This is a genomic window from Microbispora sp. CSR-4, assembly GCF_008033685.1.
GTDB lineage: Bacteria > Actinomycetota > Actinomycetes > Streptosporangiales > Streptosporangiaceae > Microbispora.
On record NZ_VJVX01000058.1, the window covers coordinates 42,762 to 57,227 of the forward strand.

At 70.2% G+C, this 14,466-nt stretch carries 17 protein-coding genes; 4 read left to right on the top strand and 13 right to left on the bottom strand.

From position 1 onward, the window contains the following. Positions 1 to 253 precede the first annotated feature (253 nt). Positions 254 to 2,176 carry a hypothetical protein gene (locus tag FLV34_RS32145; protein WP_142651499.1) on the bottom strand — a complete coding sequence of 641 codons (1,923 nt, stop codon included), beginning with the start codon at positions 2,174 to 2,176 and terminating at the stop codon, positions 254 to 256. Between the two features lie 145 nt (positions 2,177 to 2,321). On the opposite strand from FLV34_RS32145, the gene FLV34_RS32150 reads away from it, so the two are divergent. Genes FLV34_RS32150 through FLV34_RS32160 form a run of 3 tightly spaced genes read left to right on the top strand, consistent with a single transcriptional unit; the run spans position 2,322 to position 4,626 of the window. Further along, positions 2,322 to 2,981, top strand: a complete 660-nt coding sequence (locus FLV34_RS32150; protein ID WP_142651500.1) for a hypothetical protein — start codon at positions 2,322 to 2,324, stop codon at positions 2,979 to 2,981. After that, positions 2,981 to 3,658, top strand: coding sequence for a DUF4352 domain-containing protein (locus tag FLV34_RS32155; RefSeq protein ID WP_147944879.1), 678 nt, complete (start codon positions 2,981 to 2,983; stop codon positions 3,656 to 3,658). Before FLV34_RS32150 ends, FLV34_RS32155 begins: the two co-directional genes overlap by 1 nt. After that, a complete protein-coding gene (locus FLV34_RS32160; RefSeq protein ID WP_147944880.1) occupies positions 3,655 to 4,626 on the top strand; it encodes a hypothetical protein in 972 nt (323 codons plus the stop codon). Before FLV34_RS32155 ends, FLV34_RS32160 begins: the two co-directional genes overlap by 4 nt. Here the strand turns inward: FLV34_RS32160 and FLV34_RS32165 are convergent. The 11 genes from FLV34_RS32165 to FLV34_RS32215 form a co-directional block, all read right to left on the bottom strand. Beyond that, positions 4,580 to 5,902 (bottom strand): hypothetical protein, encoded by a 1,323-nt coding sequence (locus tag FLV34_RS32165; RefSeq protein WP_147944881.1) that lies wholly within the window; start codon positions 5,900 to 5,902, stop codon positions 4,580 to 4,582. The genes FLV34_RS32160 and FLV34_RS32165 overlap by 47 nt on opposite strands. 30 nt (positions 5,903 to 5,932) lie before the next feature. Further along, positions 5,933 to 6,367 carry a type II toxin-antitoxin system VapC family toxin gene (locus tag FLV34_RS32170; protein WP_142651504.1) on the bottom strand — a complete coding sequence of 145 codons (435 nt, stop codon included), beginning with the start codon at positions 6,365 to 6,367 and terminating at the stop codon, positions 5,933 to 5,935. Then, on the bottom strand, positions 6,357 to 6,584 hold the full coding sequence (locus FLV34_RS32175; protein ID WP_142651505.1) for an AbrB/MazE/SpoVT family DNA-binding domain-containing protein: 228 nt from the start codon (positions 6,582 to 6,584) through the stop codon (positions 6,357 to 6,359). Before FLV34_RS32175 ends, FLV34_RS32170 begins: the two co-directional genes overlap by 11 nt. A gap of 113 nt (positions 6,585 to 6,697) precedes the next feature. After that, positions 6,698 to 7,000, bottom strand: a complete 303-nt coding sequence (locus FLV34_RS32180) for a DUF1416 domain-containing protein (protein ID WP_142651506.1) — start codon at positions 6,998 to 7,000, stop codon at positions 6,698 to 6,700. Continuing rightward, positions 7,000 to 7,839 carry a sulfurtransferase gene (locus FLV34_RS32185; RefSeq protein WP_142651507.1) on the bottom strand — a complete coding sequence of 280 codons (840 nt, stop codon included), beginning with the start codon at positions 7,837 to 7,839 and terminating at the stop codon, positions 7,000 to 7,002. Before FLV34_RS32185 ends, FLV34_RS32180 begins: the two co-directional genes overlap by 1 nt. Beyond that, positions 7,836 to 8,246, bottom strand: coding sequence for a DUF4395 domain-containing protein (locus FLV34_RS32190; RefSeq protein ID WP_147944882.1), 411 nt, complete (start codon positions 8,244 to 8,246; stop codon positions 7,836 to 7,838). The genes FLV34_RS32185 and FLV34_RS32190 overlap by 4 nt, the downstream gene beginning before the upstream one ends. Before the next feature lie 173 nt (positions 8,247 to 8,419). Next, on the bottom strand, positions 8,420 to 8,785 hold the full coding sequence (locus FLV34_RS32195) for a thioredoxin family protein (RefSeq protein WP_261985979.1): 366 nt from the start codon (positions 8,783 to 8,785) through the stop codon (positions 8,420 to 8,422). A 138-nt stretch (positions 8,786 to 8,923) separates the two neighbouring features. Further along, the gene (locus tag FLV34_RS41870) at positions 8,924 to 9,943 is read right to left on the bottom strand and encodes an anti-sigma factor (protein WP_222709695.1); all 1,020 of its coding nucleotides are present in this window, start codon (positions 9,941 to 9,943) and stop codon (positions 8,924 to 8,926) included. After that, entirely contained in the window at positions 9,940 to 10,452 is a 513-nt protein-coding gene (locus FLV34_RS32205; protein ID WP_244313069.1) for a sigma-70 family RNA polymerase sigma factor, read from the bottom strand. The genes FLV34_RS41870 and FLV34_RS32205 overlap by 4 nt, the downstream gene beginning before the upstream one ends. 61 nt (positions 10,453 to 10,513) lie before the next feature. Then, positions 10,514 to 11,194: a DUF2993 domain-containing protein gene (locus tag FLV34_RS32210; protein ID WP_142651511.1), complete on the bottom strand. Its 681-nt coding sequence runs from the start codon at positions 11,192 to 11,194 to the stop codon at positions 10,514 to 10,516. A gap of 205 nt (positions 11,195 to 11,399) precedes the next feature. Continuing rightward, positions 11,400 to 11,648, bottom strand: coding sequence for a MoaD/ThiS family protein (locus tag FLV34_RS32215; RefSeq protein WP_142651512.1), 249 nt, complete (start codon positions 11,646 to 11,648; stop codon positions 11,400 to 11,402). A gap of 247 nt (positions 11,649 to 11,895) precedes the next feature. Between FLV34_RS32215 and FLV34_RS32220 the strand changes: the two genes are divergently transcribed. After that, the gene (locus FLV34_RS32220) at positions 11,896 to 12,603 is read left to right on the top strand and encodes a response regulator transcription factor (protein WP_030510419.1); all 708 of its coding nucleotides are present in this window, start codon (positions 11,896 to 11,898) and stop codon (positions 12,601 to 12,603) included. A 46-nt stretch (positions 12,604 to 12,649) separates the two neighbouring features. On the opposite strand, the gene FLV34_RS32225 is transcribed toward FLV34_RS32220, so the two are convergent. After that, the gene (locus FLV34_RS32225) at positions 12,650 to 14,290 is read right to left on the bottom strand and encodes a bifunctional UDP-sugar hydrolase/5'-nucleotidase (protein ID WP_205831062.1); all 1,641 of its coding nucleotides are present in this window, start codon (positions 14,288 to 14,290) and stop codon (positions 12,650 to 12,652) included. Positions 14,291 to 14,466: the final 176 nt, after the last annotated feature.

Sequence of the window (14,466 nt, forward strand, 5' to 3'; positions counted from 1 at the left end):
ACCGCTTGCGCCAGTCGAGGCGAGGCGGCGGGGGCCCGACCGTGGGGAAGCGCAGCGGGGGAACGTCGGGCAGCACGGGCAGCACGGGCGGCACGGGCGGCACGGACATCTGACGCGGGCCCCCTCATGACCGCTTGCGCCAGTCGAGCCGGGGCGGCGGGGGCCCGACCGTGGGGAAGCGCAGCGGGGGAACGTCGGGCAGCACGGGCAGCACGGGCGGCACGGGCGGCACGGACATCTGACGCGGGCCCCCTCATGACCGCTTGCGCCAGTCGAGGCGAGGCGGCGGGGGGCCCAGGTTCGGGGGAACGTCGGGCAGCACGGGCTCCTCCGGCTCCGGCTCGGGCTCCGGGGGCGCGAGGGCGGCCCGCCGGATCTCCTCGAACTCGCCCAGCGTCGTTTTGGGGAAGGTGAGTATCGCCGGGTTCGCGTCCGCGAGGCGCACCTGGCGTCCCTCCGCCGTCGAATAGGTGACGATCACGGAGGTCGTCGGGAGCTGCTGGAGCTGGTGCGGCTCGACCAGGAACTCCCGCGACCGCTGGAGGACCCCGTCGGCCACCGTGGGCGCGCGCCGCCCCCACTCGGTCGACTCGGTGATGTCCTCGCGCAGGTCGCCCTCGCCCTTCTCCTCCCCCTCCGTACGGCTCTCGCCGACGGTGGAGGTGTAGTAGCCGCTCGGGCCGTTCACCGCCGTGCTGAACGTCTCGGTGAGCTGGGCGAGCTCCAGGCGGTGCTCGGTGCCGACGTGCTCGCTGGCCACCCGGGCGTCCTCGGCGTTGCCCAGGCGCATGAACGCGACCGCCGCGTGTCCCCGGCCGAGCCGTTCCCGCACGGTCGGGGTGAGGCTGCGGTAGGTGAGCACGAGCCCGGTGCGCGAGGTCTCGCAGGCGTCCATGAGCCGGTCGAGCACGTCGCCGCGCAGCTTGTCCGCGCCCGCCACGATGATCGTGTGATACCAGGGCCGCTCGCTGGCCGGCGACTGCCGCAGGATGTGCGTGAGCGCGGTCGCGACGTAGGTCCCGAGCACCCGGTTGCCGAAGACCCCCGCCTGCCGGTCCATGCTGACGACCCGCAGCCGCGCGGGCGGCAGCCGTACGGCCTGGGAGCCCAGCGTCTCCAGCTTGCGCAGCTGTGACTCCAGCGCCCAGGCCCGCTCGATGACCACCCGGTCGGCCACGCCCCGGCCGAACAGCGTGCCGATGCGTTCGAGCTGCGACGCCGTGAGCAGGCCGTCCTTCATGTCGTCTCGCGGGTCGCCCACCTGGGCCAGCGCCCGCAGGGCGGCGGTGACCTGGCTGATCGTCGCGTTCTCGCCCAGGACCTCCAGCACGCGCTCCAGGATCGCGTTGTCGAAGCCGATGTCCCTGCTGGTCTCCTCGCTGACGCTCACCACGTGGGCGAGCACGTCGGCGAACGCCTCGGGCTTGAGCGTCGCGCCCAGGTCGAGCCGGGGCAGGTCCACCGGGAGGACCCAGACGAGCGGGTCGTCCCCGCCCCTGCGCGCCAGCTCGATCAGGTCCTTGGCGATCGCGCCCTCCGACAGGTCGAGCACGGTCAGGTGGCCGCCGCTGTAGAGCCGGGTCGCGCCGATCAACGTGACCAGCGCCGACCAGCCGGTCAGCGTGCCCCCGGCCACGTCGACCCGGTCGATGTCGTCGGGCACCGCCACGGCATACCAGGTGATCTGCCGATCGAAGCGGTTCTTCTTCTCGGCCCAGTCGCGGTATTTCGCGGCGTGCTCCTCCTGGGCCATGACGATCTCGCGCTGGCGGCGTTCCTGCTCGCGCAGCGCCTTGCGCCGGCGCTCGTCGAGCCGCTCGTTGACCGTACGGTCGCCCTGCCGGATGGCGTAGGTGCAGATGGCGGCCACGCCTCCGGCGGCGACCAGGCCGAGCAGCACGAACGACCAGGTGAGCAGGCCGGTCACGCCGAGGACCAGGATCCCGGCGGCCACGACGGCCATGAACGTACGGAAGATCTTGACCGGGCGGTTGAGCAGATCCTTCTGCAGCCGCTCCCGGTGGACCCACTCGGTGTCCACCGGAGGCTCGGTGACGTCCTCCCTCGCCGGTCGCTTCGGCGGCGGTCCGGGATCCGGGTACAGCAGTGCGTACTGCCAGCCCAGGTAGATCCGGTCCGCCTGCAACTGGGCATGCTCGGGGTGCGGGTCGCCCACGGGCCCTCCATGTCCGCCTCGGTCTCAGCGTAGGAGCTGGAAGCCCTGTCAGGGCGCGCTTCTCGCCATTCGGACGTATTTCCGCGCGAGGGACCGCACCAATGCGACCAATGGGGCAACTGTGGTCGTACTACGATCGCTTGCCATGACGTCATCCCCCAATGGCGCCCGCCGACGACGCCCGGTCCTCGTCCCGGTCGCCACCGCGCTGGCCGTGGTGGGCATCGGCGTCACCGCCGCACTCGGCGGTTTCGAGGAGGCCCCGGAGAAGCCGCCGCCCACGGTCTCGCCCGGGGACGTGATCGACCAGGGGCAGTTCCACACCCAGTTCATCAAGGCGATCGACACCACCGAGAAGGGCGACTTCGACACCGAGAGGCGCTATCTGGAGCTCGTCCTCAAGGTCACCAACATGGGCACGGAGACCGCCTCGGTCGGCGTCATGCCCGAGCCCGGCAAGGGCTTCCACCAGAGCACGACCTTCGCCAGCTCCCTGCTGCGGACCCGCCCGGAGATCAAGACCAAGTACGGCCCCGACGTCGCCGTGCTCAGTCTCGGCGTCGAGAGCCACCAGCTGCAACCCGGGATCACCACCACGGTCGTGGTGAAGTACGAACTCGAGCCCACCGCGATCGCACCCTCGGAGATCAGCCTCGACGTGGGCTCGTTCGCGTACGAAACGGTCGGCATGCGCGACCAGACCCATTACTGGTTCCTCGTCGGCGAGAACGAAGACGGCGAAGGCGACTTCGAGCCCGACGTCGCCGCGCGGATCACCCTTCCCGTGCGGAAGGAGAGCACCTGATGACGATCACCCAGGTGGAGAGCCGCACGGCACGGCGCGCGGCGCGGAAGAAGCCGCCACGGCGCGGTGTGGGGCGGCGGATCGCCGCCGGAGTGGCGGGAATCGTGCTCGCGGCGGCGGCGGTCTACGCACAGCAGAACTTCTCGGTGTCCTTCGAGCAGCGCACCTCCTATCTGACCTACAAGGGCCGGATCGGCGAGACGGTGGAGACCAAGCGCTTCACCGTCAAGGCCCTGTCGGTCACGGCCGCTCACGCCGTGGACACCACGGACTACTCCAACAAGGTGTCCAAGGTGGCCACGAGCAACCTGTTCCTGCTGGTCGACGTCTCGGCGACGAGCGCGCGCGAGCCCTTCAAGCTGAGCAGGCTCAGCCCCCCGGTCCTCCTGACCGCGGACGGCCGGCGCTATGACCCGACGGACAAGGTCAGCGACTCCCTGACGCTGTTCAACAAGTACATCCAGCCCGGGTTCTGGTCGAGCGGGCTGCTCGTCTTCGAGGTGCCCGAAGACGCGGTGCCGGGCGCGAACCTCGTCTTCATCCCTCCGGTCAGCCCGCTGGTGCGAGACAACTACGCGCCCGAGGCGCAGATCGACCTGGGGCTGTCCGGTGCCGCCGCCGGCCGGCTGATCTCACAGGCGGAGGACTACCACTCTCTCGTGAGCGCGAGCCGATGACCAAGACGCCCATGGACGGAACCCCGCCGAGGAACGGCCCCGACGCCCGCGACTGGTTCGCGCCCCCGGCCGAGCAGCCCTCCGACATCACCTACAGCGGGGCACTTCCCCCGCCCGTACCGACGGCGCCGCCCTCCATACCCATCCCCGGCACGCTGAAGCCGCCGACCGACCTGCGGGTGTGGCCGCCCCTTGAACCCGAGGAGCCCGAGGGGGAGGACAGGTCCACCCAGCCCTTCCCCGCGCTGCGGACGAACCGGCAGCCGCCGCCCGGGGCGCTCGCGCCCGCTCCGTCGTCCGCTGAGCCTCCCGCGGAGCCGCCCAGGATGCCGCCCAGGGTGCCGCCCGCGGCAGCGCCCGTGGAGGTTCCCGCGGAGGTTTCCCCGGAGGAGCCGGCCGCGCCCAAGCGGCGTACGAGCCTGCTCGTGGGGGGAACCGTGCTGTCCGTCGTGCTCGCCGTCGGCGCCCCCACGGCGTTCGGCTACCAGGCGTACAGGTACGGCCGGCCCGCCGACATCGTCCAAACCGTGCAGCCCGGCCAGGCGGGAGTCTGGCAGCACGTGTCATGGCGGGCCACCGTGGAGAAGATCAAGGATCCCACCGGCAAGCCGGAGCGGTCCGATCGCCAGTGGCTGAAGATCCTGATCACCAGGACCGCGCTCGACGCCGAGGGCGCCATTCGCCACGGAGCACCGGCGGAGGTCAAGTTCACCGACCGGGCCGGGCGCACGTGGCAGGTGGAGAAGGTGAACGACGAGACGCCGCCCGACGTCAAGGACAACAAGATCGGCACGCCCTATCGGCTGGAGATGATGGGCGTGGTGCCGCCGCCCGTGGCCGACGAGGTCGAGGTCGTCCTACGGCCGAGCAGTTACCGCGACGTGCCCGATCAGTCCGCCGAAGACTTCGTGAAGGCCGCCTTCAGCTCGACGGAGCGGGACGATCACGTTCTCCGGTTCCGGCGATGAGCCTGCGGCGGGTCGCGGCGAGGTCGAACGTGGCGGCGATCAGGCACATCGTCGTCAGGGGCACGATCAGGTCCACGACGTAGACGACCGGCTCACCGGTCGCGAACCACAGGTACGGCTGCTCGCTTGCGGTGAGATAGCGGCCGGCCCTGAGGAGATAGTCGCCGCCGATGTCCAGGCCGACGTAGCAGAGGGCGAACAGCCCGAACAGCGGGGCGCCCCCGCTCACCGTCAGGCGCAGTGAGTTGAGCAGCGGGATCCATCGCGCGGTCCAGCCGGCGCTCAGCTTCGCGAGGGCGAGACGCGTCCAGTTGTGGGTGCGCTCCAGGTGGACCGCCGCCTGCTCCAGGCGCGTCCCCCTGATCGTGGTGCGGGTGTCCTCCGCGTACGCGCCGTAGACCAGGATGCCGATCGTCAGCCATGTGAGCGGGATGGCGAGGGCGTCGACGACGTGCGGCCACACGCCGCCCAGCCACTCCGCGGCCGGCTTCCATCCCGGGACGCTCTCCTCGGCGTTGGCCGCGAAGTCGTGCCAGGCGGCGACGGCGGACCGCTGACCGATCCAGTCGGAGCGCGCCCCGACGGCGGCGGCGATCGCGTTGAGCCCGTAGAACGCGAACGCGAGCTCCCCGAACGTGGCGAGGATGCCGGAGAAACGGCCCTCCCCCGCCTCGTGGCGACGGCCGAAGTACCACTTGACCACGTACGCGACGATCATCGTCGCCAGGGAGACCTTCGGATCGAGGTTGAGCAGCCCGGCCGCCACCCCGCTGTCGTTGCCGCTTCCCGCGTCGAGCACGTAGCGGTCCGGCTGCCGCATCATGTCGATGTCGGCGAACTCCCGGGCGTCGTCGGCGACGAACCCCCAGGTCGTGTAGATGCCGGCGAAGACGAGCGCGGTCCGGTTCAGCGCGTTGAGCAGGCTCTCCTTGGCCTCGCCACCCGCGCGCCGGGCCTGGGTCTCCATCAACGCCTCGCGGACGACGTACAGCATGCCGACGGTCGTGGCGAGCGACGTCATCACGACGAGCGTGAACAGGAACATCGTCAGGACCAGCCGGGCCTGATACCACGAGCCGTGCGAGATGGTGGCGGCCAGCAGGAGCAGCGCCCACCGCACCAGCCGTCCGGCCGAGAACCAGAGGATCAGCGGCAGGGCGCATCTGGCGAGGATCCGCAGGGCGTTCAGCGGCAACGCGTACGGCGAAATCGTCCAGGAGGCCCGGCGCGGCGCGGCATCCTGGCGAGGGGCGGCAAGTGCGGACGTTCCGGACACCTGCCGCATGCTATCGGCTCTCGGTCCCCCCTACGGAGCGATGAGCTCGACTGTGGGGAAGTAGGTCCGATATCGGGTGGTGTCACGGGTGAGTAGCCGGTATTTCCGCACCGCGGCGTGCGCGCCGATGAAGAAGTCGGGCAGCGGCGACCTCTTCTCGCCCCCGCGTCTGCGATAGGCGAGAAACGCCTTGCCCGCGAGGAAGGCCGCCTCGAAGGGCACGTCCTCACGCTCGTAGTCCTCGGGCGGCAACGCCTCGTCAAGGCGCTCGATGCTCGAGAAGCCGACCGACACCTCGGAGTAGACGACCGGATTGAGAACCAGACGTCCCTCGTCCAGCGTCCGGGCCAGGGCATCGGCAGACCAGGCCCCCCACTTGGGGTCATCGGTGGCGACGTCGAGCAGGACGCAGGAATCCACGAGGGTGACCTGCTCGCGGACGACGCGCAGGGGGCTACTCGTCACGCAGCAGCCCCATGATCTCGTCCGTGGTCATGGACGTCGTCGCACTGCCCCGAAGTCGCTGCGCGGCCCGGCTGCCCCGCGTGCTGCTGCTCTCCCGGCGCACGATCTGCAGGGTGTTCCCCACTTCGATCACGTCGACCTCGTCGCCGGGGTGCAGGCCGTACTTCTCCCGGATCTCGGCGGGAATGGTCACCTGTCCCTTGCTGTTCAGTCGCATCGCGCTCGTCCCCATCACGTATTACACGTAGCACGTAATACTAGTCGTCGGCAGGAAACGCAGAAGGCCGGTGCGTTCGTGGGAACGCACCGGCCTTCTGGTGAAGCGGTGGATCAGACGGTGACCGAGAGCTGGGCGACCTCGCCGAGCTTGGCCTCGACGGGGACGTCCTTGGTGACGCCACCGCCGGCGATGATGCGGACGGTCCACTGGCCGGGCGCGGCGAAGAAGCGGAAGATGCCCTCGTCGGAGACGACGACCTCGCCGGTGAACTCGCCGCTGTGGTCCAGCAGGCGGGCGTACGCCGTGCCGGCGCCGGAGACGACGCCCTGGATCACGGCCTGGTTGGACAGGTCGATGCCGGCCGGCAGCGCGACGGTCTGCTCAGGAGCAGCGCAACCCTGGATGGTGGTCATCAGCGGGCCTCCCCTAGCTCGATCGGCACGCCCACGAGCGAGCCGTACTCGGTCCACGAACCGTCGTAGTTCTTGACGTTGGGCTGGTCGAGCAGCTCGTGCAGCACGAACCAGGTGTGCGCGGAGCGCTCGCCGATGCGGCAGTAGGCGATGGTGTCCTTGGAGAGGTCCACGCCGGCGCCGGAGTAGAGCTCGCGGAGTTCGTCGTCGGAGCGGAAGGTGCCGTCGTCGTTGGCCGCCTTCGACCACGGGATGTTGCGGGCGGTGGGCACGTGGCCGCCGCGCTGCGCCTGCTCCTGCGGCAGGTGGGCCGGGGCGAGCAGCTTGCCGGTGAACTCGTCGGGCGAGCGGACGTCGACCAGGTTCTGCTTGCCGATCGCCGCCACGACGTCGTCGCGGAAGGCGCGGATGTCGTTGTTGGGCTCCTTGGCGACGTACTGCGTGGCCGGGCGCTCGACGACGTCCGTCACCAGCTCGCGGGACTCCAGCTCCCACTTCTTGCGCCCGCCGTCGAGCAGCTTGACGTTCTCGTGGCCGTAGACCTTGAAGTACCAGTAGGCGTAGGCGGCGAACCAGTTGTTGTTGCCGCCGTAGAGGATCACGGTGTCGTCGTTGGCGATGCCGCGCGACGACAGCAGCGCCTCGAAACCGGCCTTGTCGACGAAGTCACGGCGGACCGGGTCCTGCAGGTCGGCCCGCCAGTCGATCTTCACGGCACCGCGGATGTGACCCTTGTCGTAGGCGCTGGTGTCTTCGTCGACCTCGACGAGCACGACACCCGGCGTGTCGAGGTTGGCCTCGACCCAGTCGGCGTCCACCAGAACGGCGGAGCGGCTCATTGGATTCTCCCAGGTTGTAGACGGCGAATGAGCAGGTACATTTCGCAGCCCAGGCAGAAGCCGAACGCTGCGTTGAGGAAGGCGGCCAGCAGTGCCGCTGCTGTCGCACCCAAGGCCAGGGCGGTGATCCCCGCCGCGAATCCGATCAGTCCCACGACCGCGAACCCCAGCCCGACGGCCTGCGCGAACCGCGGTGGCGCCGCGTTCTCCATCTCGGCCGGCGGCCTCAACCTCGGCCGTACGAACCGGCGGAAGACCAGCCCGTACGGCGACGCGTCAGCGGCGCCGAGCGCGAAGACGATCGCCTGCGCGGCGAGCAGCCAGGGATTCTGAGTGACCAGTACGACCGCGAGGACCACACTGGTCACGGCCGCGCCGAAACGCGGGCCACGAGGGTCGATCTGCATCGTGGGGATGCTCCTGAAGGATTCTTGGAACGCGGCACGAAGCCGCAGGAATCACCCTCAGGCCATGCGACAGAGCGATGTCGCCACGCGGCAGAAGTCCACCGCGCGCCGCTTCGTGAGCAGCTCTGTCGTGGGAGTCATGACCACGACAGTACCTTCCGTCTCGGCATCTGTCACACCTTGTCCGATGGCTGAGACGGCCCGTGAGACGCGCCGTCCACGGCCGCCCCGAGCGCGGCGATGACGTCGGCCTTCCGCGGCTGGCCGGACGCCCTCTTCACCACGTTGCCCGCCCCGTCGAGGACGAGCACGGTCGGGGTGCGCAGCACGTCGAAGCGCCTCACCAGATCGAGGCGCGACTCCGCGTCGATCTCCACGTGCCGGACGCCGGGGACCATGCCGGCCACCTCGTCCAGCACGCGGCGGGTCGCGCGGCAGGGCTGGCAGAACGCGGTCGAGAACTGCACGAGCGTGGCGCGCTCGCCGAGGTCGGCACCGAGATCTACACTCGTCACCGCGGCGTGTCCCACGACCCGCATCCTTCCGTCGCGCCGTCTCAGGAGCAGCCCGACGACCACGCCCAGCACGAGCGTGGCCGCGAGGGTCGCGATTCCTGCCATCACCGTCTGCAACCGTACGCCCGGTGCGGCCGATTCCCGCGCCGGATAACGGCAGGGTCACAGACTGACGGTCACCAGGACGCGGCCGGCCGAGTCGGTGAGCTCGATCCGGTCGATCTGGCCGGGGCGCAGCGCGGTCGAGCCTTCGAGGACCATGTTCTGGCCGCGGAGCTCGCCCCTGCCCACGGTCCAGCTGCCGAGGGTCGATACCTCGCCGTCCTTGGACACCGCGCGCAACGTGCAGACCGTGCCCGCCGGGACGCCGGCGACCCTGGCGACGACCTGCGTGCCGCCGTCGTGCGGCACGAGCCGTACGACGATCCGTACGTCGCCGCTGCTCCCGCGCACCTCGGACGGCACGGGCGACGCGGCCACGGGCGTCTCGGCGGGCGGCGGCTGGACCTTTCGCGCCACCCCCCCGGCGGAGGACTCGGCCGAGGGCACGGACGACGACGCGGCCGAGTGCATGGGCGTCGGGGGCTCCTTGGCGGCGAAGGGCTCCACGAGCGCCTCCGCCGACCTGTCGGCCTGCACCCGCTGATCCTGTGCCCTCTGATCCTTCGCCGACTGGTCCTGGGCCGACTGGTCCTGGGCCATCTCTCCCTGACCTGCCTGGTCCGCCTGGGCGGGGGCCGCCGCGGCCGACCCCGCCGCCGTCGTCGTCTCCGTCCCCCGCAGCGTCGCCGACACCCACGCCGTACCACCCGCGGCCGCGACGACGACGGACGCGGCGAGCGCCAGCAGCACCCGGGATCGGCGCCCGCGACGCGCGGGCGGGGCGTCCACCGCGTCCAGCGCCAAGGACACGGCTTCGGGCACGGACTGCGCGGCTTGGGGCGCGCTCGTCGTCGCACCCGCGAAGACGCCGTCGAGCACGGCACGCGGCGGCGCGGCGGCGCGCTCGATGTCCTCGGCCGACACGCGGGCCAGCAGCGGCGGCAGCCCGGACAGCTCGGACAGCTCCGCCCGGCAGGCCGCGCACGTGTCCAGGTGGGCCTCGACCTCGGCGGTCTCTGCGTCGTCGAGCGCCCCCAGCACGTACGAGCCGAGCGAGATCCGCACCTCCTCGCAGGTCATGGCGCCAGCCCCCGTTCCTCCAGGGCGAGCTTCAGCGCCCGGAGGGCGTAGTAGGTCCGCGACTTCACCGTTCCCGGCGGGATGCCGAGGATCTCCGACGCCTCCTTCACCGATCTCCCCCGGTAGTACGTCTCCAGGAGCACCTCGCGGTGCTCCGCCCTGAGCGAGGCCAGCGCCTCCGCGATCCCCCACGACTCGACGGCCCGTTCCAGCTCGTCGTCGGCGGGCAGCACGGCGAGCGCCTCGTCCCCCGTCTCCTGCGGCCTGGACTTGCGGGCCCGGTGCTGATCGACGACGAGGTTGCGGGCGACGGTGAACAGCCACGCGCGAACGGGACGTCCCTGGAGCCCGGAGGGATGCCGCCAGGCCCGAAGCAGCGTCTCCTGCACCACGTCCTCCGCCCTGCCCGGATCACCGGTCAGCCGCAGCACGTAGCCGTACAGCGGCCCTCCGTGATCCTCCCAAAGTGCGCGTATGAGCTCCTCGTCGGCTGTTCCGGCTGGACTCACACCCTCATCACGTACGCCGGACCGCGACGGTTCGGCGGTGTGACCATCGTCACGCGGGGGCTCATCGAAGGGGGACATCGGACGCGGTGCCCTGGACCGCGAGCCCTTCGCTCGTCGACTTCACGCGGGTGATCCTGAGGTTGAGCGGCAGGTCCTTCACCGGCACCGTGAACGAGATGAACCGCTCGGGGTTAGGCACGGGGATGCCTCCGGCGATCTTCACGCTCGCGGGCGTGAGCCGTATCCCGCCCTTGACCACCTGGATCTTCATGTCGGCGGTGACCGGCACCTGGTTTCCGAGCACGGGCACGTTGCCCGAGACGCGGATCTTGTCGTCGCCGGTGCCCTCGACCTTGATGCCGCGCGGCGCGCGGGCCGACAGGGTCTGCCGGGAGATGACCACGGTGCCCGTCACGCGGTCGGCCTTGATCTCCGTGGTCGCGGCGTTCTGGATCAGGTCGGAGAGCGGGGCGGTGACGCCGTAGACGGTGGCGTCGATTCGTTCGAGTTCCACGCCCTCCCGCTCCACCTTCCCGATGCCGATGCTGATCTCCTCGTATCGCCCCGAGATGGCCTGGGTGAGGAACGGCAATCCCTTGACCTGCACCGAAGGGGTCTCCTCGAGGTCATACTTGGCCTCGATCTGGCGGGCGATCTCGCGCTGCACCCCGATCACGGCGACCCGGTCGAGCACGACGAGCGCGATGGCCAGCAGGGCCACGGCGACGACCAACTTGCGCATCCGACCCCTCCGAAGGCGCCTTTGCGATCAGGGTAGTGCCTTGACCGGCAAGATTTGCCCGAAACGAGCGGTGTCCAGAGTGGTGCATCGCAAGGCGGAGGAGGAGCTCGTAGCCGGAGGCTACGGGCGACGACGACAACGCGGCGAGGTGCCGCTCTGGGCGACGCGAGGGGCAAAGATCGACGGGAGAGGCACGTAAGGTCGCTCATCCCCCGGCGAAGGGGGGTAAAACTTCGACCACGGCGCCGTCGGGGAGGTCGATCGTCGCCGGATCGCGCGTGCCGGCCGGGGCGCCGTCGACGAGGAAGGAGCACCGGCGCAACACGCGCTCGATCGCCGGGTTGCGCGAGATCACCGCGAGCAGATCTCCCAGCGTCTCGGCGTCGAACGGCTCCTCCGGCACGCCGGCGGCCTCCTTCGCCGCCGCCCAGTAGCGGATGGTTCCCCTGGCCATGGCGTACCGTTCCCCTCACTCTCACGTCACCCCGCGGAAGCTCTCCGTCACCGTCACGTTACGGCGGTAAACCACGTGACGTGTTGTTCACACGGGTGACGCACATTGGACGCAAACTTCGTGTGGGCTACCCTACGAATTATTGGACTCGGGCGATGTGGCCCCCGGGTCCTTACGTGTTTGAACGGCTGTCGCGGTTTTCAGTGCTGCAAACGGCGCCGAGCCGACATGGTGCGAGGAGGCTCATGTGAGCAATCTGCTCCTGCTGACCAACGCTCTGGAGCCGTCGGCGGAGGTGCTCCCGGCACTCGGACTGCTGCTGCACTCGGTGCGGGTCGCGCCCGCCGAGGCCTCCGCGCTGATCGACACTCCCCCGGCGGACGCCATCCTGGTGGACGCGCGCCGTGAGCTCGTGCAGGCCAAGAGCCTGTGTCGGCTGATGCGCACGACCGGTGTCACCTGTCCGCTGATGGTGATCGTGACCGAGGGCGGCCTCGCGGCGATGACGGCGGAGTGGGGCGCGGACGACGTGATCCTCGACACCGCGGGTCCGGCGGAGGTCGAGGCCCGGCTGCGGATGGCGGTCGGGCGGCTGTCGCTGGCCGCCGCCGACGAGGTCCCCGACGAGATCCGCAGCGGCGACCTGTCGATCGACGAGGCGACCTACACGGCCCGGCTGCGCGGGCGCGCGCTGGACCTCACCTTCAAGGAGTTCGAGCTGCTGAAATACCTCGCGCAGCACCCGGGCCGGGTCTTCACCCGCGCCCAGCTGCTGCAGGAGGTCTGGGGCTACGACTACTTCGGCGGCACCCGCACCGTGGACGTGCACGTACGGCGCCTGCGGGCCAAGCTGGGCGCCGAGTATGAGGCGCTCATCGGAACCGTACGCAACGTCGGTTACCGCTTCGTCCCCGACCGCGGCGAGCAGAACGAGGCCGAACCCGCCAGACGCTGACGGCCCGCCCCCCTCCAGGGGGACGGGCCGTCGCCGTTTCTCGTGATTACTGGATGAGGTTGATGCGGCCGGTCGCCGGCGGGGCGATCGGCGAGTGCGCGCCCATGTAGGCGACGAACGCGTCGATGTCCAGCGGGCCGCTCCACAGGTCGGTGCCCTGGGTGAAGACGGTGAAGCCGTCGCCGCCGCCGACGAGGAAGTTGTTGGCGGCCACCCGGATCTGCTGGGTGTCGGTCACCGCGGCGCCGTTGATCTTGATGTCGGAGACCCGCGAGCCCACCGGCTTCGTCGTGTCGAAGGTGTAGGTCAGCGACGAGGACGGCTGCAGGATCCGCTGTGTGAGGCCGCCCGTCACCGGGTCGACCGTCCAGATCTGCTGCTCCAGCAGCGCCTTGAGCTGGGCCCCGGTGAGCGTGACGACCTGCATGAGGTTGTTGAACGGCTGCACCTGGAAGGCCTCGCCGTACGTCACGACGCCGTCGCCCTCGGCGCCGCTCTGCGCGTAGGACAGGTCGGTGCGGACGCCGCCCGGGTTCATCAGCGCGATCTCCGCGTTGCCGCCGTCCTTGGTCGCCTCAAGCTGCGCGTCGGCGATCAGGTCGCCCAGCGGGGTCTCGCCCACGTTCGTGCCGCGGCCGATGTTGGCGGTGATCGAGCCGATCGGCTTGTTGGCGACGGTCGAGACCCGCTCCTGCCAGGTCTTGATGTACGCCTCGGTCTCGGGGTCCGGGGTGACGGTGCGGGTCACCACGTTGTTCTTGGCGACGACGCTGGAGCGGACGATGTCCTTCGTCTTGCGGTCGACCTGGAAGTCGATCTGGGTGATCGCCCGGCCGAACGACGAGCCCTGGGTGTAGACGCGGTCCTGGCCCGCCGGGTCCTTCACCGTGCAGACGTACGCCTGGTGGCTGTGGCCGCTGATGACCAGGTCGATCTGCGGGTCGAGGCCGGTGGCGATCCGCGAGCCGTTGCCGGGGACGACAGGGCAGGAGCTGGGGTCCTGGTTGGGGGTGATGTTGTCGCCCTCGTGGACCAGCACGACCTGCGCCTTGACGCCCCGCTTGGCGAGCTCCTTGGACACCTTGTTGGCCGCCGCGACCTCCTCGGTGAACTGCAGGCCCTTGATGCCGGCGGCGGTGACGATGCTGGGGGTGGTCTGGGTCACCAGGCCGATGAAGCCGATGTCCACCCCGTGGATCTTCTTGACGAAGTAGGGCGGCAGGGCGTAGTCGCCGTTGCTCTCCTTGACGACGTTCGCCCCGAGGTAGTCGAAGTTCGTGCCCTTCCACGTGCCGGCCGGGGAGCAGCCGTCGACCGGGTGGCAGCCGCCGTTCATGATGCGGTTGAGCTCGTCGATGCCCTCGTCGAACTCGTGGTTGCCGGCCGAGGAGGTGACCAGGCCCTGCTTGTCGAGCAGGGCGACGGTCGGCTCGTCATGGTAGGCGGCGGACAGCAGCGGCGAGGCGCCGATGAGGTCGCCCGCGGCCACGAGAAGAGTGTTGGGGTCGCGCAGCTGCTTGAGGTGGGCGACCAGGTAGGACGCGCCGCCCGCGATCGAGTACTTCGCGCCGGGGATGCCGGTGAGCGAGCCGTCGGTGTCGACGTTCGCGCCGTTCGGGTCGAGGATCCGGGAGCTGGACCCGGTCGGGGGCTCCAGGTTGCCGTGGAGGTCGTTGATGGTCAGCAACCGGACGGGAACGGAGGGACCGGGCTTGTCGGGCTTCGGGGGCGTGGGGGGCTTCGGGGGCGTGGGGGGGTTGGGAGCTCCGAGACACCCAGCCGGCGTACCTGCTGCCAGACGGGATGGATGGTGTCACGCGTGCGCGAGCGTGACGTCGGAGCGCCACGGTAGGCAAAGACCCT

Coding starts and splice junctions, on each gene's coding strand:
- FLV34_RS32150 (WP_142651500.1), top strand. CDS start 2,322: ATGACGTCATCCCCCAATGGCGCCCGCCGACGACGCCCGGTCCTCGTC.
- FLV34_RS32155 (WP_147944879.1), top strand. CDS start 2,981: ATGACGATCACCCAGGTGGAGAGCCGCACGGCACGGCGCGCGGCGCGG.
- FLV34_RS32160 (WP_147944880.1), top strand. CDS start 3,655: ATGACCAAGACGCCCATGGACGGAACCCCGCCGAGGAACGGCCCCGAC.
- FLV34_RS32175 (WP_142651505.1), bottom strand. CDS start 6,584: ATGCGACTGAACAGCAAGGGACAGGTGACCATTCCCGCCGAGATCCGG.
- FLV34_RS32180 (WP_142651506.1), bottom strand. CDS start 7,000: ATGACCACCATCCAGGGTTGCGCTGCTCCTGAGCAGACCGTCGCGCTG.
- FLV34_RS32185 (WP_142651507.1), bottom strand. CDS start 7,839: ATGAGCCGCTCCGCCGTTCTGGTGGACGCCGACTGGGTCGAGGCCAAC.
- FLV34_RS32190 (WP_147944882.1), bottom strand. CDS start 8,246: ATGCAGATCGACCCTCGTGGCCCGCGTTTCGGCGCGGCCGTGACCAGT.
- FLV34_RS32195 (WP_261985979.1), bottom strand. CDS start 8,785: ATGCGGGTCGTGGGACACGCCGCGGTGACGAGTGTAGATCTCGGTGCC.
- FLV34_RS41870 (WP_222709695.1), bottom strand. CDS start 9,943: ATGACCTGCGAGGAGGTGCGGATCTCGCTCGGCTCGTACGTGCTGGGG.
- FLV34_RS32210 (WP_142651511.1), bottom strand. CDS start 11,194: ATGCGCAAGTTGGTCGTCGCCGTGGCCCTGCTGGCCATCGCGCTCGTC.
- FLV34_RS32215 (WP_142651512.1), bottom strand. CDS start 11,648: ATGGCCAGGGGAACCATCCGCTACTGGGCGGCGGCGAAGGAGGCCGCC.